The following is a 12,839-nucleotide window of genomic DNA, read 5'->3' on the forward strand; positions in this document are numbered from 1 at the left end:
GTTTACATGGTTTTATTTAGAATTATTTTTGATTTATCTGCTTTAACTATTTGTTTTAAAAAGTCTCTATATTTTGAATAATCCTCTTTCGAATAATCGCCTTTATTTACCATTAAGCTCCTATGATAAATTATTTTTTGAGATTCGACTACATAGGATGCATTATACTCTCCATAATCACTTTTTATTGTTATATCTTCTGGTATAAAATCTATTTCAAAGCCATTTGGAATAGTTATATTTAAGTCATCTATATCTTGAAACCCTCTTTTAATAACAAAAGGGAGTTTTCTATTTGTATAGCGAGCAGGGACATCTTGGTTCGCATTAAAGACATTTACTCTAAAAATCAATTTGTCTGAAATACTTTTACCATAATTATTAACCTTAACTTTTAAGTTTTCGGTAAAAATCACTTCATCTTTATTGTTGTTAAAATCGTATGCTTCTATATCAAGAAAATTAATCTTATCCCAGAAATTTTTATAGTGCAGGTTAATGTTTTTATCAGAAAATTCTGCGATATAAAACCTATTGTCATACCTAATTCCTTCGGTTTCAATTTTTACATTAGAAGTAAAACCTCCTTGTTCATCTATAATGACATCTGCATTAATTTTTTGAAGATTGGTTTGATTGCTATAATTTGAGGTTTTTACAATTTTACTATCGCCTTCTTTAACTAAAAGAACTTTTCTATTATCTGTAAAATCGCCAATAAACCCAAAAGGATGTGATTGACTCGTACAATCTACCCATAATAAATCATCGTTATTTTCTATAGCTAATATTATATGATTGCCTTGAGCAAGCGAGAAAAAATTGTCATCAAAATCTATAATGTCTTTGCCTGCTTCAACTACGGAATAATAGGCAGGAACATTAGCTATTCTCATTAAAGCTAATGTGTAATTAGTTAAGCCTTTACAATCACCATATTTAACATTATCTACTTCTATGGCCTCTATTGGTTGTACACCACCTATACCAACTTGTACGCTTATATACCTTGTGTTTTCTTGCACATAGTTATAAACCAATCGTGCTCTTTCTATTGGGTCTTCAATTCCTTCTACTAAATCTATAATCTCTTGCTCAGTTTTTAAAGAAACTTGATCTCTTCCTTTTAAAAGCTTATGGATCATCCAATCACCAAACTCTACCCAATTAGTTGCCTGACCATCAACACCGTAAAAATGAAAATCATTCACAGTTACAGATAATCGCGGAAATATTTTTTCAAAAATCGGACTATAACTTTCTCTAGAAACTGCTTTAAAATTATTCAATTGATAATGATATGAAGATTCTGTGTTATTTGATTCTACGGTAAATCCTGTAAAATTTGATTCGTTTTTGTTGACACCTAAACCTGCTTCATCTTTAAGTGTATAAGTCGATTTTTCAACACTTACAAAATAACCTTCAATAGGAATCCAACTTGGTATTCCTGCAGTATTTTCTGTATCTAATGTGAATGAAAAATCAACTGTATAAGGATAACTTGTTGGTGTATATGGCATATACAAAACTCTTGAATCTGAATAAAGTGTTCCTCCATCAACAGCACTATGATCTATAAAATCCTTCTTTTTAATTTTTTTTATTTGATTTCCGTTTGCATCATACACTAAGGCTTCCAGCTGTTTAATCTTATTATATTTATCATAGCCAACAATAGCGTTTACATAATAATTTCCTTTTTCATTTAGCACAGTCACCACACGATGCTGTGATACTATCATTTTATTTTTAGATTCAATATTTACATCTGTTTCACAAAGCCTTATGACTGCATTAGCCTTTTCTAAAAACTCTGCATCAATTGTAGTATAATTTGTTATTTTATCTTGTGAAAAACTAAGAAACGAAAAAAGCGTTAGAATAACGCTTAATAAAAACCTGATATTCATCCATTTGTGTATATGTATAAATGTAGAAAAATATACTGAAAGTCTAAAGTTTTTCTATAAAATTATTCTTTATTTTTTGTGTCTATAATTATAGTTACAGGACCATCATTTAGAAGTTCTACTTTCATATCTGCACCAAACTGTCCTGTTTGAATAGGTTTACCTAAGTCATTTTCTAATTGCTTAATAAAAGTTTCATATAAAGGAATTGCCACTTCTGGCTTGGCTGCTTTTATATAACTTGGCCTATTCCCTTTTTTGGTGTTTGCATGTAACGTAAACTGACTTACAAGTATGATATCACCTTTAATATCAGAAAGGGATTTGTTCATCACATCATTCTCATCAGCAAAAATTCGAAGGTTCACTATTTTATTACTTAGCCAATTAATATCTTCTTGGGCATCTTCATTTACTATACCTAAAAGGACTAAAACGCCTTGTTGTATTGAAGCCACTTGTTCACCTTCAATAGTAACACTTGCATGAGTCACTCTTTGTATTACAGCTTTCATGTCTTAATTATAATTATCGGTTCTGTATTGTTCGTCTTCGCCTTCTAAAATACTGAGATAACTTTTATAACGTGAATAAGCTATTTCATCTTTATCTAAGGCTTCTTTAATTGCGCATTTAGGCTCTTCAACATGCAAACAATTATTGAATTTACAATCTTGTTTGAGTTCGAAAAATTCTGGAAAATAATCACTTACCTCTTCTTTATCCATATCTACAATTCCGAAACCTTTAATTCCTGGCGTATCAATAATTTTCGCACCAAAACTCAAGTCGAACATTTCAGCAAAGGTGGTTGTATGTTGTCCTTGCATGTGCTGAGCTGAAATGGCTTTGGTTTTTAAATCTAAATTAGGTTCAATAGCATTAACTAACGTTGATTTTCCAACACCTGAGTGACCAGCAAACATACTCACTTTATCATGCATCATGGCTTTAACTTTATCGACATTCTTTCCTGTTGCTGCCGAAATACCAATACACTCATAACCGATTTTTCGATACACATGAGCTAGATATTTTACTTCATCAAGCGCCTTTTCGTCATAAGTATCTATTTTATTGAAAAGCAAAATTGTTTTTATAGAATAGGCTTCGGCTGTTACTAAAAAACGATCAATAAAACTGGTAAATGTAGGAGGGTTATCGATAGTGATTAATAAAAATACCTGATCAATATTTGAAGCAATAACGTGTGTTTGCTTTGATAGATTCACCGATTTTCTAACAATATAATTAGATCTGTCATGAATACTATCAATAACACCAGTTATCGAATCATTATCTGTTTCTAGTTCAAAATCTACAACATCACCAACTGCAATAGGATTGGTGCTTTTAATACCTTGCAAGCGAAATTTACCTTTTATTCTGCATTGATAAGTAGCACCTAAATCTGTTTTCACAGTGTACCAACTTCCAGTAGATTTATATACAAGTCCAGTCATTAATACAAAGATGGTAAATTTCTAATTAGCATTTATAATCTTCTCTTGATGATTTATAGATTCTTGATGTATCGCCTTAAATACTCGTAATATAAATTCTTCGCTTAACTGTTTTTCTTCACCTTGTAAAATCATTTTACCTAAGATTTCATTCCAACGTTTAGATTGTAATACCGCGACATTGTAATCTTTTTTAAGCGTTCCTATATCATCAGCAACACTCATACGCTTTCCTAGCATTTCTATAAGCTGATGGTCTATCACATCAATTTTAGTACGTAAGGTGTTTATTTTGTTTTTAAATTCTGCTGCTTCTCCAACCTCTTTTCTAATTTTTAAATTTTCGGTGTATTGAATCAAAGTTTTTGGTGTAATCTGTTGAGCAGCATCGCTCCAAGCTTTATCTGGTGTGTGATGTGTTTCCACCATTAAGCCATCATAATTTAAATCGAGTGCTGTTTGACATAAATCGAAAATAATATCGCGTCGACCAGCAATATGTGAAGGATCTAAAATTAGCGGTAAATCTGGAAAACGATTTTGTAAATCTACAGCAATTTGCCATTCAGGATTATTTCTATAACGTGTTTTTTCATAAGTAGAAAACCCTCTATGAATCACGCCTAAATTCTTAACATCTGAAGCATAAAAACGTTCTACAGCACCTAACCACAAAGCTAAATCGGGGTTCACAGGATTTTTAATCAAAACTGTTTTATCTGTACCTTTTAAAGCTTCTGCAATTTCTTGAACGATAAACGGACTCACTGTTGTTCTGGCTCCAATCCATAATATATCGACGTCATGTTGCAAGGCTAAATCTACGTGATTAGCATTAGCCACTTCAGTTGTAATCAACATTCCTGTTTCTTCTTTAGCTTTCTGCAGCCATTTTAGTCCTAGTGCACCAACACCTTCAAAATTACCAGGACGTGTTCTAGGTTTCCAAATACCAGCTCTTAAAACTGTCGCATCGCTATCTTTTAATTGGTGTGCTATAGTTAGCACTTGTTCTTCTGTTTCAGCACTACATGGTCCAGCAATAACAAGTGGATGATCTAATCCAAATTTATCTAACCAGCCTCTTAATTCTTTTTTATTCTCCATAGTCTATTTTTTTATGCAATTCCGTTTAGTATGTCTTTAATATGATTCGTCGCTTTCATTTCATTAAAAATGCTTTCAAAATCATCTTGTTTCATCAGTGCTTTAAACTGTTCTAAATTGTTGATATATTCTTCTAATGTTTCAATGACATTTTCTTTATTATGTTTAAAAATTGGCGTCCACATTTCTGGTGAACTTTTCGCCAATCGTACAGTTGATGCAAATCCACTTCCAGCCATATCAAAAATATCGCGTTCATTTTTTTCCTTTTCAATAACTGTCTTTCCTAACATAAATGAACTTATATGAGACAAATGAGACACATAGGCAATGTGTTTATCATGAGCTTCTGGATTCATATAACGAATGCGCATGCCCATAATTTGAAAAATAGTTAATGCTTTTTCTTGAAGTTTAAAAGCTGTTTTTTCGATTTCACAAATGATATTCGTTTTATGTCGAAATAAGTTTTCAACAGCTGCTTTTGGACCTGAAAATTCTGTTCCAGCGATGGGATGCGTTGCTAAAAAATTTCTGCGCTTTGGGTGATTTGCAACAGCTTTACAAATGTTGGTTTTTGTTGAACCTACGTCCATGACTAAAGCATCATCATGAACTGTATCTAATATTTTTGGTAACAAATGTAATGCAGCATCAACAGGAACAGAAAGAATTACAAAATCGGCTTGTACAAGATCCTCTAATGTTGCTTTTTCATCAATAATTTGTAGCGCTTTCGCTTCATCTAAATGAGAGGCGTTAGAGTCTATACCAACGATATTTAAATTTGAATTTAGTCGTTTAATGTCTTTAGCGATACTTCCGCCTATAAGCCCTACTCCAACGATATATATATTTCTTACACTCATAATTATAGTCTTGCTAAAGCTTCTTCTAAATCTTCTGTTGATGCACATAAAGAAAATCGAACATAGCCTTCACCTTGACTTCCAAAAATAGTTCCTGGAGCAATAAATATGTTATTTTCTTTTAATAAAAGATCTATAAATTCTTCCGATTTAAAATGTGGTGGTAATTTTGCCCAAACAAATAAACCTGAAGCTGTTTTATCGTAAGTACAATTTAAAGCATCAGCTAATTTCCAAACCAATTCTCGTCGTTGTTCATACACACTATTCAAACTCATATACCACATATTTGAACAATTTAAAGCTTCAATGGCGCCTTTTTGAATACCATAAAACATCCCAGAATCCATATTACTTTTTACTTTTAAAATCGCTTCAATATGCTTAGCAGATCCCAAAACCATACCAACTCGCCAACCAGACATGTTAAAGGTTTTGCTTAAAGAGTTTAATTCTATACACACATCTTTAGCTTTTCTCACACTTAAAATGCTCTTTGGTTCTGAGTTTAAAATAAAGCTATACGGATTATCATTTACGATTAAAATGTTATTCGCTTTTGCTAAATCGACCAAGTCTTCAAACAACTGCTCAGTAGCTTGTGCGCCAGTTGGCATGTGAGGATAGTTAATCCACATAATTTTTACTTGACTTAAATCAGTTTGTCTTAATTGTTTTAAATCTGGAAGCCAACCCTTACTGTCTTCAAGATCATAAAACACAGGTTTTGCACCAATCAGCTTCGCCACTGAAGCATAGGTTGGATAGCCAGGGTTTGGAATAAGCACCTCATCGCCTTCATTTAAAAAAGCCATAGAAATATGCATGATTCCTTCTTTGCTTCCCATAAGCGGCAGTACTTCTGTCATTGGACTAATATGCACCAAAAATTGGTCTCTGTAAAATGCAGCAATGGCTTCGCGTAACTCTGGCAAACCTTGATAACTTTGATATTTATGCGCATTCGCATCATTTAAACTACTTCCTATCGCATCAATAACTCTTTGAGGTGGTTGTAAATCAGGACTCCCAATACCTAAATTAATAATGGGCTTTCCATTCGCTTTAAGCAGATTTACCTCTCTTAGTTTTCGCGAAAAATAATATTCTTCAACAGTATGTAATCGTTTTGCTACATCCATTAGTGTTTGGTGTTTTTATATTCGCCTAAAACTTTAAAGTCTTGAGCCATAATTTTTAATATTGCCTTTGCCTTTTTATAATTCTTTAAGTCCTCAAAAGTCACATCAACAAAAAAAGCATACTTCCAAGGGGTTTCAATTTTTGGCAACGATTGTATTTTAGTTAAATTTAGCTTACAGTCACTCATGACGTTAAGCATCGCTGCCAAACTACCACGTTTGTGTTCTAATTCAAATTTAAGTGATGCCTTATTAATATCAGCTTCAGGGATTTCGTGATTTTCGCGCTTCACAATAACGAAACGGGTTTCGTTATGTTTAATCGTTTGAATGCTTTTGGCTAAAATATGAAGTTGAAATAGTTCAGCAGCTAAAGTACTTGCTATGGCACCTACATTTTTAAGCCCTTTTGATTGAATTCGTTGAGCAACAGAAGCTGTATCTTTATCCTCTATAAGCTTGATATGAGGTTGGGTTTTAAAAAACGCTTTACACTGAAGCAATGCCATAGGATGTGAATACACTTCAGTAATATCATCAATACTTTGATTTGGCAACGCCATAAGATGATGCTGAATATCTAAGTACTCTTCTCCAACAATACATAAATTATGGCTATCTATTAATGCATAGTTAGGAATGATTGATCCTGCAATAGAGTTTTCAATAGCCATAATTACAGCATCTGTTTCTTTATTTAATAGGCATTGTACTGCTTTATCAAATGACAAACATTCATGTATTGCGACTTGGTCTCCAAAATAATGTTTAGAAACAATATGATGAAAAGACCCTTTAATACCTTGAATTGCTACAGATTTTATCATAAAAAAAAGCCTCGATATATCGAGACTTGTTGTTTAATTTATAGTTTTAAATTTCACATATACCATCTCGTTTCTTCATTTAAAAAAGAAATAAAACCAATTGTAATATGTAAAATTTGTACTCGTATTCATATATTGAATAGCTAAAGTAATTAATAATATGAAAAAACAAAATTGTTGAAATAGTTTTTTAATATCTACGTTTAAGTTTTAAAGATTTAATAGTAATCATTCCTTTAAATTATATAATTACTATTTTTGAACAAATAATATATTCATGTCTATAGAAGTCACAAACATTTCAAAAGTATATGGCACTCAAAAAGCTTTAAACCAAGTCTCTTTTAAAGTGAACAAATCAGAAATTGTTGGTTTTTTAGGTCCAAATGGCGCAGGAAAATCCACCATGATGAAGATTTTAACGACTTACTTAGATGCTAGTGATGGTAAGGCTAAAGTTAATGGACATGATACAAAAGCGAATACCAAACAAGTACAACAAAGTGTTGGTTACTTACCAGAACACAATCCGCTTTACTTAGAGCAATACGTTAGAGAATATTTGAGTTTTAATGCACAAGTATATGGTGTTGCTAAAAGCCGAATTAATGAGGTTATTGAATTGACTGGTTTGACTTCTGAAGCACATAAAAAAATAAGCCAGCTCTCTAAAGGTTATAGACAACGTGTTGGATTAGCTAATGCGCTTTTACATAATCCTGAGGTTTTAATTTTAGACGAACCAACGACTGGATTAGATCCTAATCAATTAGTTGATATTAGAAACTTGATAAAAAACATCGGCAAAGAAAAAACGGTTTTCCTATCAACACACATTATGCAAGAAGTTGAAGCCATGTGCGATCGTGTAATTATTATCAACAAAGGTGAAATCGTCGCTAACACCACTTTAAAGGCCTTACAAACTGAAAAAGAACAAGTCGTTGTTGTTGAATTTGATTATCGTGTTGAAGATGCTTTTTTACTAAAGCTTCCAAAAGTAAAAGCTGTAGAAAACACGCATGATTTTGTTTACGAAATTACCTTTGCAACAGCTGATGATATGCGTTCTCATGTTTTTGATTTTGCTCATGATAATCAACTAAAAATTCTTCAGCTTAACCAAAAGAATGCAAGTTTAGAAACTTTATTTAGAGAATTGACGAGTTAATGATACTACCGAAAGATAAGTCTTCCTGTATATAATTCTTCAACCTCAACAGTTGGAGGTACGTTTAATGAAATCAGATTACCTGTGCCTCGAAGTTCACCAGTCAGTGACAACTGCGGATGAACAACCATATCATTACTTGCTCTATGGTATATATCGACATTTTGAGCTATTAAGTTTTCCCCTTGAAAACGTCCTGTTCCTGAATAAAACCCAACAAATAAATCTTCCGTTTCTCCAGAGATGTAATACGATGAAATATTGTTACTTGTTATTCTTAGGTTTTGCGTATTAACTACTAACTTAAAATCGCCTACAGTAAAAGTTCCTGAGGCGCTGAAGTCTTCAGACAACAATCTTAAACTATCATAGTTTAATACGCCATCACTAGAAATGTCAAATTGAGTCGAGCTTCTTATGTGTGTGATGTTTGGCGCAGTAACATAAACCTTAGTGCTTGCATAATCGCGTACATAATTACAGATGTTGTTATCTGTAAGCTGTAATTCATTATTGACAACTTTAACGTCTATATCATTTAAAAGATTCTCGCCAGTTTCAATAATAACTTGAATATCTGGACCTTCTTTAAGGATTAATTCGACATTTCGATTCACCAAGATTTTTTCAAAATCTGACACTATAAACTCTTCTTGAATGCTATTTCCTGACTCTTGAAAACAATCGTTAGCGCTTTCGCTATCACAAGAAAGAATGCATAAGGCTAAAATTAAGTATATATAATGTTTCATTTTTTTATAATCTAATTCCAACTCCAAGTTCGACAGCTTCAGCTTTAGCAGCATGAGATTTTAAGGTTAATGCCGCAAACCATTTTTCTCCAAAATAACGTTTTAACCCAACTCTAATATAAGTTCTACCTTCAAAATCGTAAGGATAATACACGTAGTATCCTATTTGAGTCACTAACGACATTTTATTAATAAACAACTCATGACCTGCAAATACTCCAACACGCTTATAATCTGCTGTACCATCTTCGCCTTCTTCAGGAAAAGCCACATGTCTGTATTTTATATATTCCTTTAAAAAATTAGAAAAGAACACATCTGTTCCTAATTGAACAGCACTTTTATGTCCTAAGCGTTTGTCTGCATAAGCCGAAATAATATAAAATGGATATTGCCCACTTCCAACCACATCACTTTCATTTATACCACTTCTAAAAACCAAATTATATTTTATAGGTTGAGTGAATTTTTCTTTAGTTATGGTTTTAATATACTCTTGGGCTTCTTCATCTAAATCATAAGTGACACCAACATTAAACGCAATCGTATTTACACTTGTATTTGGCGCTTTAACGTTCGCATTTGAATAGTGTATTAATGAAAACCCAGCTTGCAGACCAAACCGATCTATGATGCGCTCTTTTTTATAATTAAGCATCATATACGTACTGCTTAAAATATGAGAACCAAAAGCCACGTTTTTATGATTATCAACTTTATCATAAGGATTTGAATTATAAGCTAAACCTTGACCAATACGAAACATTAAATTTCGTTTTAAAAAGTAAAAATTATAGTGCGCATATAAAGAAATGTTATTTCCTAAGACCTCATTTTTTAAATCTTGATAGATTAAAGACACTCCATAATCTGGATAATTATAGCGCTGTTGCCAAGGATTTTCACCAAAAGTTTTCTTATTCCAACTTAAAATAGTGCCTTCAGGATGACCTTTAATAAGATGCAAAATATCATCATTATGCAAAGCGATGTTTCCTGTAAAATAATTGACATCAAAAGATGAGGAGGTTGGTTTTTTTTCTTCTTGTGAAAAAGTGACACAAAAAATAAAAAAGAATAAGCAGGCAGTTAAGTGTTTCATTATAAATCTTATGAAGCAAATGTATATAAAATCTTAAAACTTATTCATTTAATTTTTCAAGCGCAGTTTCAAGCAGTTCAAAAATAGTAGCAATATCATCTTTTTTTGCAGTACCAACCGAAAGCCTAAACCAATTCGAACCTGTAGATGTCCCAAAAGCATAAAATGGCACAATTGCTAATTTAGCTTCATTAATCAAATAGCTTGTCACTTCTTGAATGCTATTTAGCACTTCACCTGATGCAGTTCTTTTACCTATTAAATCAAATTGAACCGTTAAATACAAAGCAGCTTCAGGCTCAATAGCTTGAACTGAAAAGCCTTTTTCTTTCAAAGTATTAAATCCTTTATAGAACTCAATTAACCTATAATTTAGCTCTTCTTTTATATGCTGTAAATAGTTTAAAACCGAAGACGTTTGTTGCAAATAAGAAGCTGTTGCGATTTGCTCTGCTTTTGGTGCCCAAGCACCTATATGACTTAGCATTGCTTTCATTTTGTTAATCACATGTACTGGACCAAAAGCCCAGCCTACACGAACACCTGTTGCTGCAAATGCCTTAGAAATACCATCAATAAAAATGGTGTAATCTCGCATTTCTGGAACTAGTTCTACTGGATTATAATGTACAGTTTCACCATACGTTAATTGCCAATAAATTTGATCATATAACACATACAATGGTTTCAAATTATGCGATTTTCTGCGTTTGTTCTCATCTACTATAAGCTGAGATATTTCTAATAACACTTCCTTTTTAAACGTGGTTCCTGTTGGATTAAGCGGCGAGCATAGCGCAATTAAATTCACGTGTTGTAAATGCGGCTTAATATCAAGAGCTGTAGGCATGAATTTATTTTCAGGTTTAGTCTCAATAATAACCGCTTTATTTCTTGACAGATAAGTATAAGCATCATTATTCCATGAAGGCACAGGATACAACACAGTATCATCAAGATCAAGAATGGTTTGGTATGTGGCATAAATTAATGGTCGTGCACCACCTGAGATTAAAATTTCATCTGATGCATAATCAAGCCCAAGATTTGCTGAAAGGTAACTCGAAACCGTTTCTCTTAAGACTTGCATACCATTAGCTTGCGGATAATTGGTTTGATTATCATGGTAAGCCGAAACTATTTCTTGTTTTAATTCTTGTGGAATAGGAAATATACTAGAATCAAAATCGCCAATAGTTTGATTGTAAATCACTTCACCTTGTGCTTTCAAAGCATTAACTTCTCCAGCAATTTTAATGATTTCTGACCCTTTTAAACCTTCGGCTAATTTTGATGTTTTCATACCTTAACAATAACGTTTTCGTTTTTGTAAAAGTAAGCTATATTGAGTGATTTCTAAATAACTCCAACTTCTTTTTTAAAACAATTCTGAAGCAATCGCTTTTATGTTATCACTTTTCCCCATAGAATAATAGTGTAACACTGGAATTCCAGATTTCTGAAGTGCTTTAGACTGTTGGATGCACCATTCTATACCAACAGCTCTCACCTGACTATTGTCTTTACATTTCACAATTTCAAGGATAAGATCTTCAGGCAAATCAACATTAAAACGTTGTGGAATTATATTCAATTGTTTTCGTGTTGCAATGGGTTTTAGTCCAGGAATTATAGGAACCTTAATACCTTCATTTCTACATTTTTTTACAAAATCGAAATACTTTTGGTTATCAAAAAACATTTGTGTGACAATATATTCTGCTCCACTTTTTATCTTCTTTTTTAAGAAATGAATATCGCTTTCAAGGCTCGGAGCTTCTAAATGTTTTTCGGGATAAGCAGCAACACCACAACAAAAATTCGTAGCTGATGAATTTTGCAAAGCATCATCTAAATAGTTGCCTTTATTAAGTTCCATAATCTGAGAAACCAACTCACTGGCATAGCTATGACCTTCTTTTTCTGGTTTAAAATACGTTTCACTTTTTACAGCATCACCACGTAAAGCCATCACATTATCAATCCCTAAAAAATCCAAATCAATTAAGAAGTTTTCAGTATCTTCCTTAGTAAAGCCTCCACATAAAATATGAGGAATCGCATCTACTTGATATTTATTTTGAATTGCAGCACAAATGCCAACCGTTCCTGGTCGCTTTTTTACTACTTGTTTTTTAAGCAATCCATGACCTAAATCCTTATATGTATATTCCTCTCGATGATAAGTCACATCAATAAAAGGTGGTTTAAACTCCATCAAAGGATCAATATTATCAAAAACAGATTGAATGTGTTGCCCTTTTAAAGGTGGTAATATCTCGAATGAAAACTGTGTGTTTCCGTTGGCGTTTTTTATGTGGTCAGTTACTTTCATGTTTATGTTCCCCAATCATGGGAATTATTTTTTTTATAATTATTTTTTGGGCGTTACCTAAAGGTCGTGCTTTCCGCTATATCTTTTTTGCTTAAAGGTTTCGCATCTCGACTTCGCTCGAGATGACAGCTCAACCAGACAAAAAAGGATGTCGCTTC

12 protein-coding genes are annotated in these 12,839 nt (G+C 32.6%); 1 reads left to right on the forward strand and 11 read right to left on the reverse strand.

All coding sequences use genetic code 11. The features are described 5' to 3' along the window. Nucleotides 1-2: 2 nt before the first annotated feature. The 7 genes from ACFS5M_RS00325 to ACFS5M_RS00355 form a co-directional block, all read right to left on the reverse strand. Nucleotides 3-1,913, reverse strand: coding sequence for a DUF3857 domain-containing transglutaminase family protein (locus tag ACFS5M_RS00325; protein WP_183484159.1), 1,911 nt, complete (start codon nt 1,911-1,913; stop codon nt 3-5). 62 nt (nt 1,914-1,975) lie between these two features. Next, nucleotides 1,976-2,428: a D-aminoacyl-tRNA deacylase gene (gene dtd / locus ACFS5M_RS00330; protein WP_183484162.1), complete on the reverse strand. Its 453-nt coding sequence runs from the start codon at nt 2,426-2,428 to the stop codon at nt 1,976-1,978. A gap of 3 nt (nt 2,429-2,431) precedes the next feature. Then, nucleotides 2,432-3,376: a ribosome small subunit-dependent GTPase A gene (gene rsgA / locus ACFS5M_RS00335; RefSeq protein ID WP_183484164.1), complete on the reverse strand. Its 945-nt coding sequence runs from the start codon at nt 3,374-3,376 to the stop codon at nt 2,432-2,434. A gap of 21 nt (nt 3,377-3,397) precedes the next feature. After that, a complete protein-coding gene (locus ACFS5M_RS00340; RefSeq protein ID WP_183484167.1) occupies nt 3,398-4,483 on the reverse strand; it encodes a chorismate mutase in 1,086 nt (361 codons plus the stop codon). An 11-nt stretch (nt 4,484-4,494) separates the two neighbouring features. Continuing rightward, nucleotides 4,495-5,352: a prephenate dehydrogenase gene (locus ACFS5M_RS00345; RefSeq protein ID WP_183484170.1), complete on the reverse strand. Its 858-nt coding sequence runs from the start codon at nt 5,350-5,352 to the stop codon at nt 4,495-4,497. A 2-nt stretch (nt 5,353-5,354) separates the two neighbouring features. After that, a complete protein-coding gene (locus ACFS5M_RS00350; protein ID WP_183484173.1) occupies nt 5,355-6,494 on the reverse strand; it encodes a pyridoxal phosphate-dependent aminotransferase in 1,140 nt (379 codons plus the stop codon). Beyond that, a complete protein-coding gene (locus ACFS5M_RS00355) occupies nt 6,494-7,321 on the reverse strand; it encodes a prephenate dehydratase (protein ID WP_183484176.1) in 828 nt (275 codons plus the stop codon). The genes ACFS5M_RS00350 and ACFS5M_RS00355 overlap by 1 nt, the downstream gene beginning before the upstream one ends. Nucleotides 7,322-7,598: 277 nt before the next feature. Between ACFS5M_RS00355 and gldA the strand changes: the two genes are divergently transcribed. Then, nucleotides 7,599-8,492, forward strand: a complete 894-nt coding sequence (gene gldA / locus ACFS5M_RS00360; protein WP_183484180.1) for a gliding motility-associated ABC transporter ATP-binding subunit GldA — start codon at nt 7,599-7,601, stop codon at nt 8,490-8,492. 5 nt (nt 8,493-8,497) lie between these two features. Here gldA and ACFS5M_RS00365 read toward each other — a convergent pair whose 3' ends face one another. From ACFS5M_RS00365 to metF, 4 genes are all read right to left on the reverse strand, one after another. Next, nucleotides 8,498-9,244 (reverse strand): head GIN domain-containing protein, encoded by a 747-nt coding sequence (locus tag ACFS5M_RS00365; RefSeq protein WP_183484183.1) that lies wholly within the window; start codon nt 9,242-9,244, stop codon nt 8,498-8,500. A gap of 4 nt (nt 9,245-9,248) precedes the next feature. Continuing rightward, nucleotides 9,249-10,346, reverse strand: coding sequence for an acyloxyacyl hydrolase (locus ACFS5M_RS00370; RefSeq protein WP_183484186.1), 1,098 nt, complete (start codon nt 10,344-10,346; stop codon nt 9,249-9,251). Between the two features lie 40 nt (nt 10,347-10,386). Further along, on the reverse strand, nt 10,387-11,649 hold the full coding sequence (locus tag ACFS5M_RS00375) for a pyridoxal phosphate-dependent aminotransferase (protein WP_183484189.1): 1,263 nt from the start codon (nt 11,647-11,649) through the stop codon (nt 10,387-10,389). Nucleotides 11,650-11,724: 75 nt separating this feature from the next. After that, nucleotides 11,725-12,681, reverse strand: a complete 957-nt coding sequence (metF, locus tag ACFS5M_RS00380) for a methylenetetrahydrofolate reductase [NAD(P)H] (protein WP_183484192.1) — start codon at nt 12,679-12,681, stop codon at nt 11,725-11,727. Nucleotides 12,682-12,839: the final 158 nt, after the last annotated feature.

Origin of the sequence: Lacinutrix iliipiscaria, from assembly GCF_042686125.1 — a bacterium.
Classification (GTDB): domain Bacteria; phylum Bacteroidota; class Bacteroidia; order Flavobacteriales; family Flavobacteriaceae; genus Oceanihabitans; species Oceanihabitans iliipiscarium.